This window comes from Dokdonia sp. PRO95 (genome assembly GCF_000355805.1).
GTDB lineage: Bacteria > Bacteroidota > Bacteroidia > Flavobacteriales > Flavobacteriaceae > Dokdonia.
Window position 1 is genome coordinate 650,620 of record NZ_CM001837.1, and the last position, 23,834, is coordinate 674,453.

Annotated in this window: 21 protein-coding genes; 11 read left to right on the forward strand and 10 right to left on the reverse strand. The window is 36.5% G+C overall.

Annotated elements, in window-relative coordinates:
- The first annotated feature begins 31 nt into the window (after positions 1 to 31).
- Positions 32 to 742: a TIGR04283 family arsenosugar biosynthesis glycosyltransferase gene (locus D017_RS02750; protein ID WP_035337880.1), complete on the forward strand. Its 711-nt coding sequence runs from the start codon at positions 32 to 34 to the stop codon at positions 740 to 742.
- A 196-nt stretch (positions 743 to 938) separates the two neighbouring features.
- Positions 939 to 1,538 (forward strand): nitroreductase family protein, encoded by a 600-nt coding sequence (locus D017_RS02755; protein WP_035334541.1) that lies wholly within the window; start codon positions 939 to 941, stop codon positions 1,536 to 1,538.
- 90 nt (positions 1,539 to 1,628) lie between these two features.
- On the opposite strand, the gene D017_RS02760 is transcribed toward D017_RS02755, so the two are convergent.
- The 3 genes from D017_RS02760 to D017_RS02770 form a co-directional block, all read right to left on the reverse strand.
- Positions 1,629 to 2,393 carry a head GIN domain-containing protein gene (locus D017_RS02760; protein ID WP_081804623.1) on the reverse strand — a complete coding sequence of 255 codons (765 nt, stop codon included), beginning with the start codon at positions 2,391 to 2,393 and terminating at the stop codon, positions 1,629 to 1,631.
- A complete protein-coding gene (locus D017_RS02765) occupies positions 2,393 to 3,460 on the reverse strand; it encodes an acyloxyacyl hydrolase (RefSeq protein WP_225969326.1) in 1,068 nt (355 codons plus the stop codon). The genes D017_RS02760 and D017_RS02765 overlap by 1 nt, the downstream gene beginning before the upstream one ends.
- A 262-nt stretch (positions 3,461 to 3,722) precedes the next feature.
- Positions 3,723 to 3,878 (reverse strand): YqaE/Pmp3 family membrane protein, encoded by a 156-nt coding sequence (locus D017_RS02770; RefSeq protein WP_035334543.1) that lies wholly within the window; start codon positions 3,876 to 3,878, stop codon positions 3,723 to 3,725.
- Positions 3,879 to 4,102: 224 nt separating this feature from the next.
- Here D017_RS02770 and D017_RS02775 point away from each other — a divergent pair, with 224 nt between their 5' ends.
- Complete coding sequence (locus tag D017_RS02775) at positions 4,103 to 6,289, forward strand: ATP-binding protein (RefSeq protein ID WP_160164952.1); 2,187 nt, start codon at positions 4,103 to 4,105, stop codon at positions 6,287 to 6,289.
- A gap of 5 nt (positions 6,290 to 6,294) precedes the next feature.
- Here the strand turns inward: D017_RS02775 and D017_RS02780 are convergent, their stop codons facing one another.
- The 5 genes from D017_RS02780 to D017_RS02800 form a co-directional block, all read right to left on the reverse strand.
- A complete protein-coding gene (locus D017_RS02780) occupies positions 6,295 to 7,554 on the reverse strand; it encodes a hypothetical protein (protein WP_035334544.1) in 1,260 nt (419 codons plus the stop codon).
- Between the two features lie 62 nt (positions 7,555 to 7,616).
- Positions 7,617 to 8,843: a POTRA domain-containing protein gene (locus D017_RS02785; RefSeq protein ID WP_225969327.1), complete on the reverse strand. Its 1,227-nt coding sequence runs from the start codon at positions 8,841 to 8,843 to the stop codon at positions 7,617 to 7,619.
- A gap of 129 nt (positions 8,844 to 8,972) precedes the next feature.
- The gene (locus D017_RS02790) at positions 8,973 to 9,983 is read right to left on the reverse strand and encodes a glycoside hydrolase TIM-barrel-like domain-containing protein (RefSeq protein ID WP_035334545.1); all 1,011 of its coding nucleotides are present in this window, start codon (positions 9,981 to 9,983) and stop codon (positions 8,973 to 8,975) included.
- A gap of 217 nt (positions 9,984 to 10,200) precedes the next feature.
- Positions 10,201 to 11,091, reverse strand: coding sequence for a hypothetical protein (locus D017_RS02795; RefSeq protein WP_035334547.1), 891 nt, complete (start codon positions 11,089 to 11,091; stop codon positions 10,201 to 10,203).
- Between the two features lie 186 nt (positions 11,092 to 11,277).
- Positions 11,278 to 12,000, reverse strand: coding sequence for a DUF547 domain-containing protein (locus tag D017_RS02800; RefSeq protein WP_035334548.1), 723 nt, complete (start codon positions 11,998 to 12,000; stop codon positions 11,278 to 11,280).
- Between the two features lie 356 nt (positions 12,001 to 12,356).
- On the opposite strand from D017_RS02800, the gene D017_RS02805 reads away from it, so the two are divergent.
- The 8 genes from D017_RS02805 (at position 12,357) to D017_RS02840 (ending at position 21,822) form a co-directional block, all read left to right on the forward strand.
- On the forward strand, positions 12,357 to 13,697 hold the full coding sequence (locus D017_RS02805) for an FAD-dependent oxidoreductase (protein ID WP_035334549.1): 1,341 nt from the start codon (positions 12,357 to 12,359) through the stop codon (positions 13,695 to 13,697).
- Between the two features lie 21 nt (positions 13,698 to 13,718).
- On the forward strand, positions 13,719 to 15,353 hold the full coding sequence (locus D017_RS02810; RefSeq protein ID WP_035334550.1) for a 4Fe-4S binding protein: 1,635 nt from the start codon (positions 13,719 to 13,721) through the stop codon (positions 15,351 to 15,353).
- Between the two features lie 268 nt (positions 15,354 to 15,621).
- Positions 15,622 to 16,308, forward strand: a complete 687-nt coding sequence (locus D017_RS02815; protein WP_035334551.1) for a GNAT family N-acetyltransferase — start codon at positions 15,622 to 15,624, stop codon at positions 16,306 to 16,308.
- An 8-nt stretch (positions 16,309 to 16,316) separates the two neighbouring features.
- Entirely contained in the window at positions 16,317 to 16,859 is a 543-nt protein-coding gene (locus tag D017_RS02820; RefSeq protein ID WP_035334552.1) for a DinB family protein, read from the forward strand.
- Between the two features lie 50 nt (positions 16,860 to 16,909).
- On the forward strand, positions 16,910 to 17,275 hold the full coding sequence (locus D017_RS02825; protein ID WP_035334553.1) for a DUF2200 domain-containing protein: 366 nt from the start codon (positions 16,910 to 16,912) through the stop codon (positions 17,273 to 17,275).
- A 323-nt stretch (positions 17,276 to 17,598) separates the two neighbouring features.
- Positions 17,599 to 20,022: a TonB-dependent receptor gene (locus D017_RS02830; RefSeq protein ID WP_035334554.1), complete on the forward strand. Its 2,424-nt coding sequence runs from the start codon at positions 17,599 to 17,601 to the stop codon at positions 20,020 to 20,022.
- 59 nt (positions 20,023 to 20,081) lie between these two features.
- Entirely contained in the window at positions 20,082 to 21,206 is a 1,125-nt protein-coding gene (locus D017_RS02835) for a PepSY-associated TM helix domain-containing protein (RefSeq protein WP_035334555.1), read from the forward strand.
- A gap of 142 nt (positions 21,207 to 21,348) precedes the next feature.
- The gene (locus tag D017_RS02840; RefSeq protein WP_035334556.1) at positions 21,349 to 21,822 is read left to right on the forward strand and encodes a DinB family protein; all 474 of its coding nucleotides are present in this window, start codon (positions 21,349 to 21,351) and stop codon (positions 21,820 to 21,822) included.
- Between the two features lie 62 nt (positions 21,823 to 21,884).
- Here the strand turns inward: D017_RS02840 and accC are convergent, their stop codons facing one another.
- Positions 21,885 to 23,237 carry an acetyl-CoA carboxylase biotin carboxylase subunit gene (accC, locus tag D017_RS02845; RefSeq protein ID WP_035334557.1) on the reverse strand — a complete coding sequence of 451 codons (1,353 nt, stop codon included), beginning with the start codon at positions 23,235 to 23,237 and terminating at the stop codon, positions 21,885 to 21,887.
- Positions 23,238 to 23,343: 106 nt separating this feature from the next.
- The gene (gene accB, locus D017_RS02850; RefSeq protein ID WP_035334558.1) at positions 23,344 to 23,832 is read right to left on the reverse strand and encodes an acetyl-CoA carboxylase biotin carboxyl carrier protein; all 489 of its coding nucleotides are present in this window, start codon (positions 23,830 to 23,832) and stop codon (positions 23,344 to 23,346) included.
- Positions 23,833 to 23,834 lie beyond the last annotated feature (2 nt).

Consider the following 23,834-nt stretch of genomic DNA (forward strand, 5'->3'; position numbering starts at 1 on the left):
TTGCGTAGATTTGATGACCATAAATTATTTAATGAAGCCTTCTATTTCGATTGTCATACCGGTACTTAATGAATCTGAAACGATTATTAAATTACTAGCACACTTGAAAGAGAAGGCTTTTTCTATTGATGATGTCAAGCAAATTATTGTAGTAGATGGAGGAAGCAAGGATGATACTTACAATCTGGCAAGCAGCTATAGCGAGCACAATCCTGAAGTCTCAGTTATAAAATCTGCAAAGGGTAGAGCCAAACAAATGAACACAGGAGCCGCCATCGCAACAGGCTCAATTCTCTACTTTTTACATGCAGATTCTTATCCTCCTCAAGATTATGATAAGCATATCGTGGAACAAGTGGTTGCTGGCAATCCTGCCGGATGTTTTAAAATGAAATTTGACTCTAATCACTGGTGGTTAAGACTCGCTGGATGGCTTACACAATTTAAGTGGAGAGCCTGTAGAGGAGGAGATCAAAGTCAGTTTATCACAGCACATTTATTTAAGGAGCTAGGCACTTTTGACGAGTGTTATATTATTTATGAAGATAATGACCTTATCAATAAGTTATATGCTAGGCGTAAGTTTGTGGTAATTCAAGAGTGGCTTACCACCTCTGCAAGACGCTATGATGAAAACGGCGTATGGAAATTACAATTTCACTTTTGGAGTATTTATGTGCGTAAATGGTTTGGTGCAAGTGCAGAAGATTTGCATAAATATTACCTTAAGAAAATATCTTAACCTCCAGGAGATTCAAAATCTAAGAACCTTCCCTTAGTTATCATGAGGTCATTCAATTCATAGTTGAACTCTCTTCTGCGACCTAAACGCATAAAGTTCTCTTAAAATAGTACTATCTATTAAGGCAGTTATTGCAATGTAATATTGCGATACTTAATTTTACTCATATACCTAATATGGTTTAAAAACAATTGATATGAGCTTTATAAATGCAATGCAAGAACGTTATACCACAAAGAAGTATAACGCATCAAAAAAAATAGATAGTAAACATATAGAAGAGCTTAAGGAAATACTTCGCTTAAGTCCGTCTTCCATAAATAGCCAGCCATGGAAATTCACTTTTGTTTCTGACGAAGCTACCAAAGAAAAGCTTTCTAAAGTATCGTGGATTAATACCGAGAAGGTAACAGATAGTGATACTGTAGTTATTTTTAGCAGGATTAATGATCTAGCAGCTTTTGAAAAACAAATAGAAGAAGAACTACCTCAAGGTGCAGTAGATTACTATAAAGAATACCTAAAACCGTTACCAGAGCAAGAAATCAAGGCATGGTTTGACAAGCAAGTATATTTATCGCTAGGAGTATTATTAAGCGCCTGTGCTGCAATGAATATTGATGCAACCCCAATGGAAGGTATTGAACCAGAAAATTATGATAAGATTATAGATAACAAAGGCTACGCAACGCTAGTAGCTGTTGCTATAGGATATCGCGATGAGGATGATTTTAATCAACCTAGTAAAAAGCCAAAGTCAAGAATAGCTTTAGAAAAAGTAGTAGAAAGCATCTAAGGCACCAAGATTGTTACTTGAGCATCATTAAAAAAGGAGTCACTCTAAATAAGTGACTCCTTTTTTTTAGTCTAAACGTGGAGTATAGAACTAGTCATAAATAACTTCCCCAGTAAAGAAAGCTTCCACGTCAACTACGGGAGGTGTATTGCTTAATATTAAATTACCTGTACTTCTCAATTCTCCTGAGATTGATAATTGAGGAGCTATCAACACGTCGTTTGTACCTCTATGGAAAATGGTAACATGTTGCACAGCTAGATCCTGTAGTGGTAATCTACTATCACCCTCCAGCAAGTTAATATCTAAATTAGTTACGTTTCCTCGTATAAAAAAGTTAGACAAGCCGTTACATTGAAGGAATACACTTTCTGAGTCTAGCTCCATATCAAAATCTCCATCTTTATGGTAAAAATCTTCCTCAATAAGATCATCAGAAACTAGTCGCAAGGTATTCCAACCTATTACTCCATCTCCTAAAACTGTGCTGCCGCTACTATTTCTAATTTGGCTAAGGTTTGGGTGTGACACCCGTAATATAGAAGTATCATAATCTCTCACGAGATTACATGAAGCATTATTTTTTACGATGAGCGTATTATCCTCTACATACACTTCAAAATCTTCTAGCAGGTTTTCTCCAGTCTCAAGTATTACTGATATCTCTGGAGCATCTTTTACAACTAACTGCACACGTTCAAAAACAATAATACTATCAAAGCTCGCTAGGTCATATTCCTCAGTAATTATAGAACCGCTTGTTTTAAGACATGACAATGTATCCTCAGTATCACAAGATGCAAACCACATCATCACTGGCAACAACACTACTATTAAATATTTATTTTTCATCATTAAAATCTATATCCTAATCCAAATTCTACTGCCTCTGCTTTTGCGCCGTGTGCTTTTACAACCATGCTTCCAGAAAAGTGATCTCCAAAAGTTCTTTTGAGCCCTAATCGATTATAAAACCTTCCTTCAAAATCGTACGGATAATACACATAGTACCCGAGCTGGGATACAAATGAAAGTTCATTAAAATGTAACTCATGACCTATAAAAACCCCAAAGCGTTTCCAGTCTTCATCACCTGTCACTTCTCCCTCAGGAAAAGCAATAGACTCATAACGAATAAGCTCTTTTAAGAAATTTGCAAAAAAAGCATCTACACCTGCTGTAAAACTAGATTTATGATTTATACGCTTATCTGCAAATGCCGTAAGGGTTAAAAATCCGTATCGTGGAGAATTATTTATATCACTTTGATTTGCACCACCACTCACAACTAGATTATAATGTATAGGCTCTGAGTATGCTGTTTTTTCTCCTAGTGGGATGTAATCTGGAAACTCATTTGCTTTTGGAAAATAATTAATCCCCGCAGTAAATGCCCAAGTATTTGTGGAGTTATTAGGCGCTTTAAGGTTGGCGTTACTGTAGTGTATAATGGTAACCCCTGCGTGTACTCCTATATTTTTAAAGATATTATCCTGCTTGAAACCAAATTTAAGCATGGTACTACTCAACACAGTGGTACCGTAAGCATTATTTATAAAGTTAGTCTCTCTATCATATGGATTTGTGGCAATTGCAACTCCTTGCCCTATTCTAAACTGCAATCTACGCTTCCAGTAGTAAAAGTTATAATGTGCATAAGCACTATACAATTCCCCTAGATTTTCATTTTTCATATCTTGATAGACAAAAGTGTAGCCCACATCTGGAAAATTGTAGCGCCGTTCCCAGGCCTCGTACCCATACGTCTTTCTATTATAGGCAAGCATTATCCCTTGCGGATGCTCCGTTATTAGATGCGAAATATCTGGATTATGCTCTAATATTGTACCGTAAAAAAAGTCTGCTTCAAGATCAAAAGGACGTAATTTTTCTTCTTGTGCATGTATTGTAATTGTTAACATACAGAAAAAGGTAATCCCTAGCTGGCGCAAGTAATTCATAAGAGTCACTGGTTAGTCTGTGAACTTACGAAAAATTGAACATGAAGGTTTGTTTTTTACTCTAATTATATTGCTGCTGTAAATGTTTTGAATTTAATAATTACGCTTTCGCGAAAGCGTAACAACAATTAAAACCTAGTTAGTCCGCTTATAAATAGGAATTACTGTAAAACAAAAAAGGGGATGCATTTTCACGCATCCCCTACTATATACTAAAATTTTACTACTTACTATTCACATAAAATGCATGTATTACTCCTGGTAACCAGCCTAATAAAGTGAGAATAATATTTATGATTAAATCCTTGCCAGCGCCTTTTGTAAGTGCTACAGCAAGTGGTGGAAATATAATACTTAAAATGATGGTTAGAATTGACATTATTTTTGGTTTAAATTAGTCACAAATATATCTAGTGCCAGTGTATGAGAACGTTAAGTCATTATTAATTGAGATAGTCTTAACTTACTAATCATAATTTGTAGGATTTTTCTTATTTCTTGATTTGGAATAAACGATTAAATACAATTATTCTTTATGTTTTGTATATTGTCATAGATTAAGCAACTGAAATGAAGAGAATTACTTTTTTTTTAATCCTAATTATGTCCAGTTCTATAGGAACTGCACAGATTGACAGCTTGAAAATAAAAGAAAGATTAGAGCGTCTGATGGACTCTTCTGCTACCTATTACGAGGCTAATAACTATAGTAAATCCCTTGAGCTTAACGTTAGAATCGTTGAAGAAGCAAAAAAAATAAATGATACAGATTATTTACAAAGTGGCTTTAGATATTTAGGCTATGACTACTTAATCTTACAAGACACTATACAAGCTAGAGAAAGCTTTGAACGGTCTCAAGAGTATGCTAGCCTTTCTCAAGATAGTCTAGGCTTAGGCCTCACCTATATGGATCTTGCAAATCTTTATGGTTACTCAGAGTCCTCAATTAATAAAGCGCTTCAATACCACGATAAGTCTATTGTAGTTTTTAGAGACTTAAAAGATTCACTTAACTTAAGTAATGCTTATCTAAATACCGTACTTACCCTACAAGAGCATGAGCGATTTGATAAGTCATTAAAATATCTAAAAAAGGCCGATCAATTAAAAGCTCATTTATCAAATGGTCTCAAAGCAAATCTTGAAAATCAGTGGGCTATTTATTATTTACATGAAAAAAAATACAAAAAAGTAGATTATCATATAACCAAAATTTTAAAGGACACCTTGTTGCAAGGGTCTAGTTTTGAACTTGCAGATAGTTATCTTACTTACAGTTTGAGTCTTTACGGTCAAAAGCGATATAAGGAAGCTTATGAGTATGGAGTGAAGTATCAAAATTTGTATGAAGAAACTACAGACGAATATCAGAATGAAGAATCTCAAAAAATAGCTGCAAACTTTCAAGTAGCCGAATACAAAAAAAACATTGAGAGAAATGAATTAAAAAATAGGTTACAAGCAGAAATTGTACGCAGCCAAATAAACTGGAATAAATTTCTAATTGTTGTTACCGCATCAAGTGTTCTTCTCTTAGTTTTACTCTATAGAATGTATAGAAGCAAGAAGAATTATGTAAAAAGTCTAACTGAAAAAAACATAGAATATCTTACGGCAAAGAATGAATCTGAGCAGTCTACAAAAGCTAAGACGGCCTTTTTTTCAACGGTGAGCCATGAGTTGAGGACTCCTCTCTATGGAGTTATAGGACTCAGTACTATCCTTATGGATGACCCAAAATTAAAGTCACATCAGCAAGATCTTAAGTCTCTTAAGTTCTCTGCAGACTATCTTCTTGCACTCATAAACGATGTACTTCAAATCAATAAGATTGATTCAAAAACATTTATAGAAAATAATGAAGTTTTTAATACAAGAGATTTTATTAGGAATATCGTTTCTTCTTTTGAATACATGCGCCAGCAAAACAAGAATAACATTCATATTAACATTGATGATAACGTTCCCGAATTTGTAAAAGGAGATGCTACAAGGCTTTCTCAAATACTAATGAACTTAGTGGGAAATGCTTGTAAGTTTACAGAAAATGGGGACATCTACATATTACTTGAAGCGTCTGGTCTTAATGATCAAAAGGCGAGTATTCACTTTACAATTCAAGACACGGGAATAGGAATTCCAGAAGAAAAACAACAAAGTATATTTGATGAATTTTCTCAAGTAAGCTCAAGGCACTATACTTATCAAGGTACTGGATTAGGCCTTCCTATTGTACAAAAACTACTAGCACTTTCTGGAGCAGAGATACACTTATCAAGTAAAGAAGGAGAAGGATCTACATTTTTCTTTACGCTAGACTTTGAGATATCAAATGAATCATTAATTGTCGACCCCATAATTATTATAGATGATAAACAACTCAAAAACAAACGTATCCTTATTGTAGACGATAACCGTATTAATCAAATAGTCACAAAGAAAATATTAGAGAAGCTTGAAGTAACCTGCAGCATTGCAAATAATGGTCAAGAAGCTGTAGAATATGCTAGAGATAACGAGTATGATCTTATCCTTATGGATATCAATATGCCTGTAAAAGATGGATTAGAGGCCACAAAGGAGATTAGACGTTTTAATACTAACATCCCTATAATAGCACTTACTGCGGTAGAGGTTAAAGAAATGCGTTACAAAATTTACAATGCTGGGCTTACAGATATTATCGTAAAACCATATGACATCACTCTTTTTAAGCGTACAATCCTGCGCAATTTGCAGCATTTAAATAGCAGACACTCCACCTCTACAAAACATCTACAGGTCTAATATTTTTAAAAATACTGCCCTACTCCAAATACCAATCCGCTAGTGGAGTTTGGGGTTATTCCATATCCATAATCTATTCTAAAAGTAGCATTAAAAATCTTTTTGTGAGTAAAACGCAGTCCTAGCCCAGGATACACTCTAAGATTTTGGTCATCTCCAAAATCATCAAAATCTCCACCTGGATTTCTCCAAGATCCAGCATCTACAAAGGCATTTCCTTGTAATACAAATGATTCTTTATCTAATAGGGTATATCTATATTCAGTATTAAGTACAATTACTCCTGTACCACGGTCTATTGTATTACCTACGCCTCTTATATTTAGATTATTATCAACAGAAAATGGTGCAAATGGCGAGTCTGCATTAGATGCTAGGCCTACTCGTAATCTGTTTGCCCAGTTACCCTTATCCCCTACTCTAGTAAAATATTGAAAGTCATTCCACCATATTGTAAAATCTGGTAATCTGCGATCATTTGCCATCACATGCTGCACATTAAATGTACTTTTAAAGCCAGATATATACTGGTAGTAATAATCTAGTGCGTTATATTCATAAATACCTTTAAGAAGTACCTTATCTACATTAAACTCCTGAGGAACCCCTGCAGATGTAGCGCCTGCTAGGTAATCATACTTCTCATTAAATAGATTTACACCTGCCTCTACCCGATGTTTAAAGTTTATGGCATATAATCCTAATACTTCAAAGGAGGTATTGCTGTACTTATAATCTGCAGTTCCTTCTTCTAGAAAAACTGGCTCCTGCGTGGTTAATCGCTGCGCATTGACCGCAATCCCGAACTTATTATTAAATAAAAATGGAGCTCTAAGATTCACTCCATAAGAATTAAAAATATCTCGTTGATAAAATCCTCCGAAGGCTATATTTCTACCTAAGGTATTGAACTCGTATACACCTATTCTAAAGGCAAATTCATCATCGTTAGTAGTATAGACATTAAGCTGAGGGTTTATTGTTATATTCTCTTCAATATAATAGCGAACTTCATAATTATCATAAGAAGGAATCACTTGATAATATGCGTGCCGTACTGCTGGCAATCTTTTGAGTCTAATGATATCTACCTCTAGCATTGTAGAATCTAAAGGACTATCTACACGCAAATCACTAATTAACTTGATAAAAGAGGTCTTAAGTTTTTTGTTGCCATGAATGGTAAAATGATCCACAAAGCCTTCTTGCGCATTACTCATAGAGCAATACAACATAAGTAAAATGTATAACCAAAAGTATTTCATGTACTGTAGGATTTACTATGCTTTATAATTGGGTTATCTCATAATCAACATATTCTCTTACATTAAAAATACTGCCCTATCCCAAATACAAGTCCGCGATTTTGAGTTGCTCCAAGTCCTACTCCATAATCCAACCTAATGACAGCGTTGAAGATACGTTTATGTATAAAGCGCACTCCTAAACCAGAGTACAACTCTACATTATTGATACTCGCTAGATCATCAAAACCCTCTCTAGGACTTCGTATTGACCCAGCATCTACAAAAGCATTTCCTTGAAGTACAAACCAATCCTTTTCTATAAGTGTGTGCCTATATTCTGTATTTACAAAGACAAAGGATGTCCCTCTATCAATATCATTACCTGCTCCTCTAAGATTAAACTGATTATCAACCGTAAAAGGAGCAAACTCAGATTCGTTATAAGAAGCATACCCTAGCTGTAGTCTACTTGCCCAATTACCCTTTGTGCCTACTTTTTTAAAATACTCTGTTGCATTTTGTGCTACAAGCCCTTCTTCTAAGAGACCATCACCGCCTAAAATATAACGCACATCAAGAAGATTGCGCACTCCCTCTACATATTGATACGTGATGTTTAAAAAATTAGTCTCATACTCTCCGCGTAGGGATACTTTATTTGCATCAAGTACTGCTGGCAGTACACTTTGCACCTCCGTATCATCGATGTCGTAAGATTCTTTGTATACTCTCACTCCTAACTCTGCCTTGTTGTGAAAATCTATTTCATACAATCCATAAACCTCTGCACCTACATCATCTTTCTTGTAGTTTATAGGAGTTTCACCTAAGTAAACAGGTTCAAAAGTCACATTTTTAATATAGTTGACACCTAAGCCCAATTTGTTAGTAATTAAGAAAGGTGCTTCCCAGTAAGCTCCATAAGAGTCAAAAACATCCCGCTGATAAAAGCCACCAAGTATCTGACTTTGACCAAGAAAATTAAATTCGAATGCGCTTACGCGAAAAGCAAAACTACCATCGTTTGCCTCAGAGATGCGCAATCCTGGGATAATGGTAAAATTTTCGACAATCTTATAGGTGAGTTTGTACGTGCTGTCTGTAAGTTTAGTTTGAACAACGGTTGCATTTGCAATGGCTGGTAGTCTATTTAAACGCTCAATATCTGTTGCGACTTTAATAGAGTCATATGCCGTTTGTGATTTTACTTTAATAAGCCTTCTCAATAAAGATTCATCTACACGTTTTAATCCCTCAAAAGTGATTTCTTCTATAATAGGTTCTTGTGAAAAAAGAAATGAAGTCATTAACAGAGCGCAGACGAGGGAGAAATATTTCATAAAGGCTATAGCTATATTAAAAACGTTGGTCGAAAGTAATGCACAATCATTGCGCAACACGCCATTATTTACTTAATTAAATGATGAGCATCCTATTTAATACTTACCATAATGCTGTCTTATTACAGCTTCGGCTGGTTTATTTTGAGGTGTAAACTGGTTGTTTTCTGGACCTCCTACCTCATCATGTTTTATAAACCATTTCCAGATAAATCCTCCTGCCATCCACTCTTCATCCCATACTGTATTAAAGAGAGCTTGCGTCGCTTGTGCCTGTCCTTCAAGATTTACGGTGGTCATAGACCTATCTGCCTTCCAAGGTTCTTTGCCCGTATAATCTACAGAGCGGTAACCAAATTCTGTAAAAATCACTTTGCGGTTTTCCGCTTTCGCGAAAGCGGACATCTCCTCCTTCCATCGTTGCCATCCAGCTGTAACACACTCCACAGATGGCGTTTGATCATCACAAACAGGAAAATAAGCATCAATCCCTATGTAGTCTAGTTGGCTCCAGAATGGGGTTTTCTTATACTCATCCCAGTTTGCAGCATACGTAAGTTTACCATTGTACACCTTTCTTATATCAATAATAAGTTGCGCCCAAAAATCTGGTCTGTTTGTTACAAATTGCTCTAGCTCTGTACCTATACAAAATATAGCTGCTCCTTCCTCTTGCGCCAGTGTGGCATAATCCATTATAAAATCACGATACGATTGCTCAAGTGCCAGCCACTCCTCTTCTGTCTCCATCTTGAGGTAACCAGTAAACTCACCACGACGTATCCATATCTGAGGTTTTACCATTACATCAATATTTGCTTTATGAAGTTCTGACACATAATTGCGACCTCCTTCTCTGGTCTCACCATACCACTGCCTATCTGTATTATAAACAATTTGCGGCTTGTCCATTTGTGGCACAAACCCAAACGGCATTACCGCAGCATAGTTTGCATTTATACGTTGTACAGGGCTTATATGAGTGCTATCTACCGGATTACGATTTGCAACAAAACTCACCCCGTTGATTTTCTTTTCTTCTGTTTTTTGAGCGGTACATGCTTGTAGACAAATCAATAAAAAGAAACATCCTATAATATTTTTCATCTACTTATTTTTTGACTTAAAGATATATGTTTATGATTAAAATTTGAAAATCATAGTAGCTATAAGAATTTACGTAAAAGCAATAAGACCCTAAGAGCTGGGTAACTCTCAAGGTCTATCATAGTGTGCTGTATACTCATTGTAGTTAACGTAAATAAATATACATTGCACTCGTAAAGAGCTTAGATTAGGGGAACCTAAGCGCTCTAGCTATATGTTAAAAAACTGCTCTCAACCCTAGGTTAAAAGTCTGCCCTAATCCAGTATCGTTTCCTCTTACAAAGTTTGTATATAACGCTTCAAGATTAAGAGCATCTGTAAGTTGATATTTTGCCCCACCGCCTACAGCTGTAAAGTCTTGTGAGAATTCGTTTCCTAGGTCAAGAAGTTGTGAGTGCTGTACAAGGCCTAATACTGTAAATTTCGAACTTGGGAAATAACTTAAAAACAATCCAGGAGTAAGACGCAAACTATCATTTGCAAAACTATCCTCATCATCTCCAAAGTTGAGCTCAGAATTCAAATCTGCAAATAGTTGCCAGTCTCCTCCTGCAAAAGTATGATCAAAGAAAAATCTGTTTTGCCATGTAAATCCTTTTTGATCAAGAAAAACACCTTCTTCTGTCTCATTATCTACTAGAGGAATAAAAAACGAACTCTGGATAGAGAAGTTATTTACTTTACTAAACGGAACAAACTTTACAGATGGTGCAATAGAAGTAAGACCACTACGAGCAGTACCTCGCTCACCATCAAATTTAAAAACATCAAAAGCATCACGACCTCCTATAGTGCTGGATCTGGCCTCTAGAATCAATCCTACGTTTACTCTATTATTATTTGAAACACCAGTGTACACTTCAAGTGTTGAGGTAAAGAAATTATTTCTTGGGATATCACGATCTTCACCATTTTCGCCAAAGGTATCTTTTGTTTCTGTGTAAAGATTATTAAACCATTTGATATCAAATTGCCCTTTTGAGATAAGTTTAGAAGGTGTGAGTGTCTGTATTACAGAGCCTCCGTCTTCAAGGTTTTCTGTATCATCTTGTGCAAAAGAAGTTGCTGCAATAAGCATTAAAGCGACTAGTAGGATTGTTTTTTTCATTGTAGTTGTTTTTGATTATTTGTTTGTGCGTCATACACCAGACGGCTAGGGTTTAATACTATCTGGTGAGAACGGCTTTTTAAGTCAATAGTTATCTACCTCGACAGGTATCGAGTAGTTGTAGTAGGTAAATTTTAAAGGAGTTATAGCAAGTAATCTATACCAGCTCTAATGTACTAGAAATTATTATTTAGTATCATTAAGTGTCCAGTCATAAGGGTAGTATGACAGCTTTGCATCACTAGAAATAGCCTCTTTCCGGTATTTATTTAAAAAATCTATCTCTGTACCATTGCGTACAAAATCTTCTTTATACCATTCAAATATTTGAGAAATCTGCACCTTATTTCCTTTCACTTTAATGAAGTTAGGATTATTTAAAGCAAGCGTAGTCTGGCGTTGTAATTGTGATTTTAATTTGGCTGGTGTATATGCCTCATTGATGATAGGAGGACATCCTAGTCCTGCACATACTAGCACAAAGTGAAAACGAGGTTCACCTGGAAATTGTGCTCTTAACTTCTTATTTTCTATATCGTTTAAAGTGATATTTGTCCCGCCTAACTTGAAGGTGTTTTTATCAAAGAAACCTTTTATAGATAGTGGTTGCTTTACCGGATATTTCTCTGTGATTCCTTTTATTACTGCTAGATTGTATGCGTTAATCCAAAACGATTGATACGTTGCCGCATCAGATGTGCTTACAGATATAGATGCTGCATTTTCTAATAGCTCATCTAGCGCTTGCGGGTTTGCCTTTACAGCGGCATAATTAACTAAACCGTTTTTTACGTTTGCCTTAAAAAAAGTATCTGCATCAGCAAAAAATGATGCAGTATCTTGAGCTTGGATATGCACACTTGACAAGGTGATTACAAGAAGTAGTGCGAGGTTGGTAATTGATTTCATAAGTAAACTTTTTCTGCACAATCGGTCGAGCTCAAATAAAGAGACTTACAACCAGATCATTAAAAATTTAAAATATGTAGTCTGTAACGCTCCATAATGAGCATCAAATTTTCCTTACAGCACTTTCTGCATTTAGATAAATTCTAAATAGACAGCATCCCGTTAAGTTTGTTATCTTTAAAACGACCCAAGGATATGTTATCTCATAGAAACAAGTTTTAATATGCTTGTTTAGACTACTATATATTTTGCTTTCGCGAAAGGGTAACAAAAAGATTTTTTCGCGAAAGCGGGACAACAACAACCATACATTTCTTAATTTTTACTTAGGTGAAAATTATATAAAACCAACCTCTATGGAAGAACACATCGTCATTATAGGCAACGGGATTTCTGGCGTTACAACCGCCCGTCACATCCGCAAAGCTTCTGACAAAAAGATCACCATCATTTCTGCCGAAACAGATCACTTCTTTTCTCGCACAGCGCTTATGTACATCTATATGGGACATATGAAATATGAGCACACAAAACCGTATGAAGATTACTTCTGGAAGAAAAACCGTATTGATCTTAAACGCGATTTCGTAGAGACTGTAGATCATGAAAACAAACAATTACTACTTTCTGGTGGTGAAAAAATGAGTTATGATAAGCTGGTGCTTGCGGTAGGGTCAAAACCTAATAAATTTGGCTGGCCAGGGCAAGATCTAGATGGTGTACAAGGGTTGTACTCAAAACAAGATCTAGATATGCTAGAGGCAAATGCTCCAGATAAAGAAACCTGTAAACGTGCCGTAGTAGTAGGTGGCGGTCTTATAGGTATTGAGATGGTAGAGATGCTGCTCACGCGTGATATACCGGTCACATTTTTAGTAAGAGAAAACAGTTTCTGGAATGGCGTTTTACCACAAGGAGAAAGCGAGATGATTAACAGACACATTAAATCTCACCACGTAGATTTACGTTTAGGCTTTAATCTAGATAGTATTCTAGCAGATGATAATGGTAAAGTGCGCGCTGTTACTATAAAAGAGACAGGAGAAGAAATCGCCTGCAACGTAGTAGGGCTTACCGCTGGTGTGTCTCCTAATGTGGCTTTCTTAAAAGATAGCGGTATTGAGTTAGGCCGAGGTATTAAGGTAAACCCTATGCTGGAGACTAATATAAAAGATATTTATGCCATAGGTGATTGTGCAGAGCAACACGAGGGTATAAACGGTCGTAGACCCATTGAGGCTGTCTGGTATACGGGCAGAATGATGGGAGAAGCACTTGCTCAGACATTAACTGGAAACCCTACTGCCTATAACCCTGGTCACTGGTTTAACAGTGCAAAATTTATGGATATAGAGTACCAGACGTATGGATGGGTGTTCTCAAAACCTAAAGAAGGCAATACACACTTTCACTGGATGCATAAGGATGATAACAAGTGTATCACTATAGAGATGCAAGAGGGTACTCGCAAGTTTGTGGGTATAAATAACTTTGGTATCAGGCTACGTCACGAGCTATTTGACCGCTGGCTTACTGAGGGACGCACAACAGATTATGTGCTAGAGCATCTTAAAGATGCAAACTTTGATCCTGAGTTTTATAGCCATTATGAGAAGGATATTCTAGATGCTTATAATGCTGCATACGAGACATCACTTAGTCCCAAAAAGAAAAGCTGGAAAAGAATTTTTGCATAACCAACCTAACGACTTATACTTATGAAAATTATTAAAAACCTAGGCTTGGTGATCTTTATTACTGGGCTTGCCATCTGGACAGCTTCCATCTTTATGGGAGACTTCACCTTACAACAAAAACAACTTGATTCCTTTATTTCTGAAAAAGGAATTAAAAGTGAGCTAGTAGCTCAAAAAATCTCAGATAACGTAGTGGGTAAAAAACTAGGCACATTTGCTTTTACAGGTGCCGTAAGAGATGCCCTTGCTCAAAACAATGACTACTATGATGAACAAATTGCAAAATATGATGCGGCAAAGGAGTGGGATAAAAAAGGAGAACAATATCAGTACAGAATAAATGATAAAGACTTTCAAGCCTTTAGCTTCTCACTAGCCAAAAAAGCCGGAACAGGATTTATAGTAGAAAACAAAGGGCTTATGTGGTTCTTAACCTTTGGGCTAGGGATACTAGGAGCTCTTATGTTCATTTTTCCTAATCTCGTGTTATTAGGCAAACCAGGTATCAAAAATGACCACGTATATCACGAGGCAGCAACCAATAGAGGATGGATTGCCTGGCTGGTACTTGTGTACCTCGTGCTATTTTATCTCGTGCTTTATTTTAATGCAGACTATGTGGTAAACTGGACATTCATACTCGACCCCATAAGTAATGCGCTTAATGGTGGAGATGCGAGCCAGTGGTTTGTATATGGCTTTTTATACTGTGTGATTATGGTAACGATGGCGGTGCGTATGTATATAAAATACCGTCACAATAAATACCAGATTGTACGTACTACCTCTGTACTATTCTTTCAGATTGTATTTGCCTTTCTTATCCCTGAGATTATGGCAAGTTTAGGAAAGCCTGGTTATGATTTTAAAAACGCATTCCCACTAGATTATGATTTCTTCTTTGAGTGGAATCTCGACACACTTACTCAGAGTGGTGGTTTAGGTATATTCATCCTCGTATGGGGTATTGTGCTTACACTAGTGATTGTACCGGTAATGGTTTACTTCTTTGGAAAAAGATGGTACTGTAGCTGGGTTTGTGGTTGTGGAGGCCTTGCCGAAACTCTTGGTGATCCCTACCGCCAGCATTCTAATAAATCTATGAAAGCCTGGAAGCTTGAGCGCTGGCTCATACACTCGGTTCTCGTGTTTTCACTAGTGATGACACTCGTCACATTATACTGTTATTTTACGGGTGCAGAAGCTTTTTTAGGAATCAACTCGCAGTGGATAAAGGACACGTACAGCTTCCTGATAGGAGCTTGGTTTGCAGGAGTAATCGGGACTGGTTTCTATCCTATTTTTGGTAACCGAGTATGGTGTCGTTTTGGATGCCCACTAGCAGCTTACTTGGGGTTTGTACAACGTTTTAAATCTCGTTTTAGAATTACTACAAACGGAGGACAATGTATCTCTTGTGGTAACTGTTCTACCTACTGTGAGCAAGGAATTGATGTACGTGCATATGCTCAGAAAGGAGAAAACATCGTACGTTCTAGTTGTGTAGGTTGTGGTGTATGTAGCGCTGTATGTCCTCGTGGCGTACTTAAGTTAGAAAACGGACCAGAAGCAGGTCGTATCAACCCTACCCAAGTACTACTAGGTAATGATGTAGACCTTATGGATTATGTGAATAATGATCAAAATGTAGCGTAACTATTTTATTACGCTTTCGCGAAAATGTGATATTTCAAAAGACCACCTCAGGAAACTGTGGTGGTTTTTTTTGGTTTCTAGCAAAGCTAAACGAACATGAACAGTAGACGTAGTTCCTAAAATCAAACCTAATTCTCATTCAAGGTAAAGCTTGATATGTTATCTTTAAAAGATATAAAATCTTTGAAAATCGTTTTATTTTCAGCTGTAACCATCTATCAAAATCACTATTGATCAATAATAAAATAATATAGTCTCATTTAAAATAATGACAACCCTACCTCAGCAACTAGAAAATCCTGTCTGGTATTCTTTATGTGAAACACATAAAAAGTTTGCAGTTACTTTTGATGGTGTTCTGTTTTATAATCCTACGGTATGTACGTTTGGGGCTTTCTTTGATGAGCCGAAGACTGCAAGCGCTTCTAGGGAATATATAAAGACCAGAAAAGATTTCTTCTTTGTTTCAGAAAACCAAACGCCCCAAATAGATGACACAAAGATTGTTCTAAATAGAAAAATTGATGGTTGCCAGATGGTCTTGAAAGAGTTAAGTGGCGTTGCAATCACAGAAGAGATTATCTTATTGGATGAGTCTTATATTGATGAGGTTTATGAGCTCATATGGTTAGTAATGCCTGGCTTCTATCAAAAACGAAGCTTTGAAATGGGCAATTTCTATGGAATTATTAAAAACGATAAACTAGTTGCCATCGCTGGACAACGCATGCAAACCAATCTGTTTGTAGAAATAAGCTCAGTAGTTACCCATCCAGATTACACCAAGCAAAAACTAGCTAGTCAGCTCATTGCTTACAACGCTCAAGAGATTTTAAAAGAAAACAAAACAGCCATTTTACATACCAATAAAGGAAACCTTGCAATCCCATTATATAAAAGATTAGGATTTGAGGTCACTAGGGATATGAATTGGTGGTTATATTGTAGAAAATAGTGAATACTATGAGACAACTTTTTATCTTATCAATCATTTTATGTTTTAGTGCCAGCGACACCTTGTTATATGCTCAAGAAACTAATTTCATAAATGACTATATACAGCGTTTAGAAAAATCCCAAAAATATCTCAATCTCGTTGCAGAAGTAATGCCTAGTAAGAACTACGACTACAGAGTGACGCCTGAATCTAGCAGTTTTGAAGAAAACTTAATGCACATTGCATGGGCAATGGATTGGCATAGCGAATCACTTTTAAATGGTCGTCCAGCAAGAAATTGGGAGACAGACAACGAACTTAAAGTTGCTTCCAAAACTAAGGAGGAAATGATCGCTGCTGTAAACAAGACTTTTGAACACACCGTCAAATTAATCCAAGAGCTTGATACAACCCAATTAAATGACACAGTAGCCTACGGCAATCTGCAACGCACAAAGCGCCAAGTGTTACTTATCCTCACAGATCACATAACCCATCACAGGGCACAAATGCTAGTTGCATTAAGACTTAATGGCTTAGTACCGCCACGGTATATGTTGTATCAGTAATGTAAATTTTCAAATCTGTTTTAATATTTTTTTCAAATCTCCGGCAAATTATGAAAACTACACCTGCACATAATAACCGTATAGCAATCATGACGTTTTCATCTGTGTATCCTCACTATGTTGCTAAAGTGGAGAAAAAAGGTAGGACTAAAGAAGAGTTGCATAAGGTAATTATGTGGTTAACGGGATATAGCAAATCTGAGCTTGACGAGCATATAAACACAAAAACAACGTTTACTACATTTTTTAAAAATGCATCACTTCATCCTAATGCTCAGCTTATCAAAGGAGTTATTTGCGGTTATCGTATTGAAGAAATAGAGAACGATCTTACTCGACAAGTTAGATACCTTGACAAACTAGTTGATGAACTAGCCAGAGGTCGTTCTATGGAAAAAATCTTACGCACACTATAACATTTTCGCTTTAAGCTTGTGACAAAATAATTCATGAGGGAATATTTTTTGATCACCGCCTACTCTTAATAGTGGCGGGCAATTTTGTAACGCAAATTCCTGATGCCGTCAACTTCATATTCTAGAGGTTAATTATCACCTTCCCTCCACAATTCTGGACTCAAATCATTGCAAATAAACTTTTATAACTACTCGATAAAGCATCGATTACAAATCGACGCTAAAAATACTATTTAGAATTATTATAAATAATTTGGTAATTTAAAAAGACATGAATATGTTTGCATCAAATTTACTATTTATATTAAGTCTAAATAAAAACAATGAAACAATTTTTACCAATCTTAAGCCTCATATTGCTTACAAATATGGCTATTGCTCAACAAGGCTCAATCACCGCCACTGTTGTAGATGCAAATCAATCTCATCTATACGGTGTTAATGCTACCCTCAACACATCAAAACAAGGGGCACAAACAGGAAATGATGGAACATTTATTATTAAAAATGTGAGTGATGGAACTCATGTTCTTACAATCTCATATCTAGGTTTTAAAACAAAAGAATTTACAGTAACAGTAGCAAATAATCTACGTACTACCTTGGACACAATCACGGTGTATGAAGGAAACGAAATCCTTTCTGAAGTGATTTTAGAAGGAGAACGACGCAATAAATTTTCAAGAAAGAAAACTGCTTACGTTTCCAAACTACCTCTAAAGGACATTGAAAACACGCAAGTCTATAGTACTATCACAAATGAATTATTAAAATCTCAAGTAATCACAAACTTTGACGATGCCCTTAAAAATGCTACAGGTGTCGAACAGTTATGGACTTCTACAGGACGTGGTGGTGATGGTGCAGGGTATTTTTCCTTACGAGGTTTTTCTGTGCAACCACAGTTAGTTAATGGATTACCGGGTCTTACAAATGGAACTATAAACCCTGCAAACATAGAGCGCATAGAAGTCTTAAAAGGTCCCTCTGCTACACTTTTTGGCAATGCAGTAAGTTCCTATGGAGGCCTTATAAATGTAGTTACTAAAAAACCATACGCAGGGACTGGTGGAGAATTATCTTTTACTTCTGGAAGCTACGGACTCAATCAGATCGTAGGTGATTTTAATACTCCTCTAAGTAAGGATGACAATCTATACTTTAGACTAAATACAGCATATACTACTGAACAAAGCTTTCAAGATGCAGGTTTTAGAAAATCATTTTTTGTTGCCCCTTCTCTATCATATAAAGTAAATAATAAACTGTCGTTTTCTTTTTATGGAGAAATTACTCAAGCAGAACAAACAAACCCAACATTTCTATTCTTAAATAGAAGCGCCCCTACCCAAGCATCTAATCTTGATGAATTAGAATACAATAACAAATTATCATTTACAAGTAACGAGCTTACTCTAGAAAACCCTACACAAAATTATAGGGTTGAGATGGACTATAAGTTATCTGAATCATGGCAATCACAAACCTTGTTATCTAGAAGCGCTACATCTACAAAGGGATATTACTCGTACTTATTTGACTTTGGCATTCTTGGTAATGATACATTCTCTCGATTTATCAATAAACAAAATGCTAACACCCAGACTACAGATATACAACAGAATTTTGTAGGTGATTTTAAAGTAGCATCTCTTAGAAACAGAGTGGTAATAGGTATTGATTACTTCAATGCAACAGAAACTAACAATAGCTCAGGTTATGCTTTTTATGGTAATGTAACTCCAGATGGCGGAATTAATAATGACAATCCATTTACGGCAGATGTTGAAGACACACCGTTTCCGTTATCAACATCTGCAGTAGATGCGGCAATTGCAACTCAAGGTGTAAGTAACATCAAATCAAAATACCACATCTACAGTCTATACGCATCTGATGTACTCAACCTAACGGAATCGCTATCTGCGATGGTGGGATTACGATTAGACCATTTTGATAATGAAGGTGATCTAGCAAATGCAGATGATGATTATAACCAAACTACACTCTCGCCTAAGTTCGGCCTATTATATCAACCTATAAAAGATGTTCTTTCCGTATTTGGGAACTACCAGAATGGTTTTACAAACGTAGCTCCACAACTCGTAGGAAATCCAGAAGATGGACCGCAAACTCTACAAACTTTTGATCCAGAACAAGCTAATCAAGTCGAGTTTGGTTTAAAAACAAACCTTTTTAATAATAAGCTTAACGCTACCCTAAGCTACTATGATATTACGGTAAAAGACCGCGTGATTACTGATCCGTCCTCGCCATTCAATAAAATTCAAGGCGGAGAAGTTACAAGTAGTGGTTTTGAAATTGAAATAAATGCAAATCCGCTAAAAGGATTAAATATAAGAGCCGGGTACAGTAATAATGATAGTGAAACCACAGCCTCTGATAACGCCGAAATTCTCAACCGTAGACCACTAGAAGCTGGACCCGAAACACTTTATAACTTCTGGACAAATTATGAATTTCATGAAGGAAGTTTTGATGGCTTTGGTATAGGCCTAGGATTTAATGGAGCTAGTGAGCGACTTGCAATAAACTATGCATCAACGGGAACGTTTACACTTCCAAGTTATATCATTGCAAATGCCTCAATTTTCTACCAAGCAGATAAATATAGGATAGGTCTAAAGGTTAATAATGCTTTTAATAAAGAATATTATAAAGGCTGGACAACCATCAACCCACAAACGCCAAGAGCAGTAATGGCAAACATTTCATATAATTTTTAATTAGCCCACTAAAGAGGATATGACCACCTGGTCATGTCCTCTTTTTTAAATTTCTGATAATGACTAACAAAAAAATCATATTTCAAATTCATAAAATACTTGGTCTAGCTACAGGTATAGTTGTTTTTATAGTTGCTATTACAGGGTGCTGCTGGGCTTTTAGAGAGGAGATTGAGCAGCTTTATGATGATTATAAAACGGTCACACCCCAAGATACTCCTATTATTACTCCTACCGAGGCAAAGACGCTTGCACAAGAAGTATTTCCAGAAAACACAGTGCACGGAACCGTATTTAAAAAAGCTGGTAACGCTGTAGAAGTAATATTTTATGATGCCGAACCAGAATTCTATCAAAGCGTCTTTCTCAACCCTTATTCTGGTGAGGTTATTCAAGTAGACAATCACCTTACAGGTTTCTTTGCTTTTATACTCAAAGGACATATGCGCCTATGGTTACCTAAAGATATAGGAGAGCAAGTGGTTGGGGCATCCATACTACTATTTATTGCCATAATTATTTCGGGATTTATCTTATGGCTTCCTAAAAAGCGTAAAAATATTAAACAACGCATACGGTTTGACTGGAAAAAAACAACGAGGTGGAAGCGCAAAAACTTTGATTTGCACACAGTCGTAGGTTTTTACATTTGCTCCTTAGCATTAATTATAGCTTTTACAGGATCTATGATGTCGTACAATTGGCTCAAATATGTAGTGTATAAATCGACGGGTGGTGATAAGGAGGTTCAGTTTATTATTCCAGAAAACATAAGTAGTGGCCAACACACTAAAGGACCCTTACCTATAGACTACCTCATAGTCAAATTACTTAAGGAAAATCCCGAAGCAGAAGCCTTTGAGCTCCACTACCCTCAATCTTCAGATGAAAGTATATATGTGGAAGTATCCAACAGTAAGGGGCTCTATTATGATGCAGATTTTAGATTTTTTGATCAACATACTCTAGAAGAGTTAACTACTCCAAGTATTTATGGAACGTATAAAAATGCTAGTGTTGCAGATAAAATTCAGAGAATGAATTATGACATACATATAGGAGCCATAGGCGGTATCGCAGGTAAAATAATAGCATTTTTAATAAGTTTACTTACAGCCACTTTACCTATAACTGGAATATTACTATGGTATGGAAGAACATACAAAAAGAAGGGTAGCGTATAGTTTTTCACAAAGCACTCTTTAAAAAAATGTTCAAGCTTTTAGACTAACACACTTAATATTGTGGGGATTAATAAAGTCTTCTTCTGGTAGGTACGCTTTCGCGAAAGCGTAATAAACAATATCTTGTCAGAAAGCTACACAGATGACTACTTCACATTTACTAAGCAAACACTTACAGCAGTTCATTGCGGGGCCTAATCTGACCGGATCTCACCTGTCACAACACTTGGATGATGTTTCCATCAAAGAGGCAAACATAAGCCTCTATGGGGTCAATAGCATAGCACAACTAGTATTTCATATAAACTATTATATAAGTGCAGTAGGAGACGTGCTAGAGGGCAAACCACTTCTTGCTAAGGATTCTTTAAGTTTTGATGCTCCCATAATCACTACTGAAGCAGCCTGGCAGCCACAAAAAGAAAAGCTTTATACGGCAATACATCGCTGTGCTCAACTAGTAAAAAGTTTTCCTCAAGAAAAATTAAAGGAAGAATTTGTATTAAAAAAATATGGGAGCTATGAGCATAATCTGCTAGGTTTACTAGAACACTCACATTACCATTTTGGGCAGATAGTAATTATAAAGAAAATGTTGCGTGCTGGATTAAGGTGATCAAAGGCTACACTTTAAATCAAAAAAAATCTCGATAATACTATCGAGATTTTTTTAAAAAACTATTCTTGTTCTGCTGGCTTCATTACAAAGTCTTCCATAAACTTCGTGGTATAATTACCTTCTATATAATCTGGGTGATCCATTAATTGCCTGTGGAAAGGTATTGTAGTTTTAATTCCTTCTATCACAAACTCATCAAGAGCACGTTTCATTTTATTAATTGCCTCTTCTCTTGTTTGCGCAGTAGTAATCAACTTTGCAATCATTGAGTCATAATTAGGAGGAATCATATAACCACTATAAACGTGCGTATCTATACGAACTCCATGACCGCCTGGTGCATGTAAGTTTGTAATACGTCCAGGTGACGGTCTAAAGTCATTATATGGATCTTCTGCGTTAATACGACATTCTATTGAGTGCAGTTGTGGGTAGTAATTCTTACCAGAAACTGGTACACCTGCAGCAACAAGTATTTGCTCACGGATCAAATCGTAATCTACCACTTGCTCTGTAATAGGGTGCTCTACTTGGATACGAGTATTCATCTCCATAAAGTAGAAGTTACGATGCTTATCTACTAGAAACTCTACCGTACCTGCTCCTTCATACTTAATAAATTCGGCAGCTTTTACAGCAGCATCTCCCATACGCTCACGCAGATCGTCAGTCATAAATGGTGACGGCGTTTCCTCTGTAAGTTTTTGGTGACGTCTTTGTACAGAACAATCTCTTTCAGATAGGTGGCATGCTTTACCATTACTATCTCCTACAATCTGGATCTCGATATGGCGTGGCTCTTCAATAAGCTTTTCCATATACATCCCGTCATTTCCAAATGCAGCAGCACTTTCTTGACGAGCTCCTTCCCAAGCTTTAAGAAGGTCTTCTTCTTTCCACACGGCACGCATACCTTTACCACCACCACCGGCAGTAGCTTTAAGCATTACTGGGTAACCAGTCTCAATAGCTAGTTTCTTACACTCTTCAAAATCTGCAATAATCCCGTCAGATCCAGGTACACAAGGTACACCTGCGGCTTTCATTGTTTCTTTTGCTGTAGCTTTGTCTCCCATTTTAGAAATCATCTCTGCAGATGCTCCTATAAATTTGATATCATGCTCCTCACATATTTTTGAAAACTTAGCATTTTCAGATAAGAAACCATATCCTGGGTGAATTGCATCTGCATTTGTAATCTCAGCAGCAGCAATTACGTTAGACATTTTAAGGTATGACTCATTACTAGGTGCTGGGCCTATACAAACGGCTTCATCTGCAAATTTTACGTGTAAACTCTCACGATCTGCAGTAGAGTAAACAGCAACAGTTTTGATGCCCATCTCCTTACATGTGCGTATTACACGAAGTGCAATCTCACCACGATTTGCTATAAGTATCTTTTTAAACATAGTGTTTATTTTTTATTGTGGTACGTACTGTTGAGTGGTAAAATTACGCTTTCGCGAAAGCGTACTACCCCAATACCTCCTCAATGATTAAAATACCCGCAAGGGATTATGATGGATCTACCAAGAATAATGGTTGATCAAACTCTACAGGAGAAGAATCGTCTACAAGAATCTTTACGATTGTTCCAGATACTTCACTTTCGATCTCGTTAAAAAGCTTCATCGCTTCAATAACACAAAGAACATCTCCTTCTGAGATTTGTTTTCCTACCTCAACAAACATAGGCTTGTCTGGTGCAGGCTTTCTATAGAAAGTTCCAATTATAGGAGACTTTATAGTGATATATTTTGAGTTTTCGTCTTCAGCTGGAGCTGCTGGTGCAACTGGTGCTGCGGCAGCAGGAGCAGGTGCTGCAGGAGCTGGCGCCTGTGGTGCCATCTGCATTGCAGGCATTTGCTGTACAAAAGTAGTAGGTGCCTTATCATCTTCGCCAGTCTTGATAGTGATTTTTACGTCATCCATCTCAAGTTTTACTTCGCTCGCGCCAGACTTTGCAACAAATCTGATCAGGTTTTGAATTTCTTTTAAATCCATAA

Bases quoted from the DNA above. Each gene is read 5' to 3' on its own strand.
- D017_RS02810 (WP_035334550.1), top strand. From the start codon at position 13,719: ATGAAAATTATTAAAAACCTAGGCTTGGTGATCTTTATTACTGGGCTT.
- D017_RS02800 (WP_035334548.1), bottom strand. From the start codon at position 12,000: ATGAAATCAATTACCAACCTCGCACTACTTCTTGTAATCACCTTGTCA.
- D017_RS02805 (WP_035334549.1), top strand. From the start codon at position 12,357: ATGGAAGAACACATCGTCATTATAGGCAACGGGATTTCTGGCGTTACA.
- accB (WP_035334558.1), bottom strand. From the start codon at position 23,832: ATGGATTTAAAAGAAATTCAAAACCTGATCAGATTTGTTGCAAAGTCT.
- D017_RS02840 (WP_035334556.1), top strand. From the start codon at position 21,349: ATGACTACTTCACATTTACTAAGCAAACACTTACAGCAGTTCATTGCG.
- D017_RS02820 (WP_035334552.1), top strand. From the start codon at position 16,317: ATGAGACAACTTTTTATCTTATCAATCATTTTATGTTTTAGTGCCAGC.
- D017_RS02815 (WP_035334551.1), top strand. From the start codon at position 15,622: ATGACAACCCTACCTCAGCAACTAGAAAATCCTGTCTGGTATTCTTTA.
- D017_RS02785 (WP_225969327.1), bottom strand. From the start codon at position 8,843: ATGACTTCATTTCTTTTTTCACAAGAACCTATTATAGAAGAAATCACT.
- accC (WP_035334557.1), bottom strand. From the start codon at position 23,237: ATGTTTAAAAAGATACTTATAGCAAATCGTGGTGAGATTGCACTTCGT.
- D017_RS02790 (WP_035334545.1), bottom strand. From the start codon at position 9,983: ATGAAAAATATTATAGGATGTTTCTTTTTATTGATTTGTCTACAAGCA.
- D017_RS02795 (WP_035334547.1), bottom strand. From the start codon at position 11,091: ATGAAAAAAACAATCCTACTAGTCGCTTTAATGCTTATTGCAGCAACT.
- D017_RS02825 (WP_035334553.1), top strand. From the start codon at position 16,910: ATGAAAACTACACCTGCACATAATAACCGTATAGCAATCATGACGTTT.
- D017_RS02765 (WP_225969326.1), bottom strand. From the start codon at position 3,460: ATGTTAACAATTACAATACATGCACAAGAAGAAAAATTACGTCCTTTT.
- D017_RS02770 (WP_035334543.1), bottom strand. From the start codon at position 3,878: ATGTCAATTCTAACCATCATTTTAAGTATTATATTTCCACCACTTGCT.
- D017_RS02775 (WP_160164952.1), top strand. From the start codon at position 4,103: ATGTCCAGTTCTATAGGAACTGCACAGATTGACAGCTTGAAAATAAAA.
- D017_RS02760 (WP_081804623.1), bottom strand. From the start codon at position 2,393: ATGATGAAAAATAAATATTTAATAGTAGTGTTGTTGCCAGTGATGATG.
- D017_RS02780 (WP_035334544.1), bottom strand. From the start codon at position 7,554: ATGAAATACTTTTGGTTATACATTTTACTTATGTTGTATTGCTCTATG.
- D017_RS02835 (WP_035334555.1), top strand. From the start codon at position 20,082: ATGACTAACAAAAAAATCATATTTCAAATTCATAAAATACTTGGTCTA.
- D017_RS02750 (WP_035337880.1), top strand. From the start codon at position 32: ATGAAGCCTTCTATTTCGATTGTCATACCGGTACTTAATGAATCTGAA.
- D017_RS02830 (WP_035334554.1), top strand. From the start codon at position 17,599: ATGAAACAATTTTTACCAATCTTAAGCCTCATATTGCTTACAAATATG.
- D017_RS02755 (WP_035334541.1), top strand. From the start codon at position 939: ATGAGCTTTATAAATGCAATGCAAGAACGTTATACCACAAAGAAGTAT.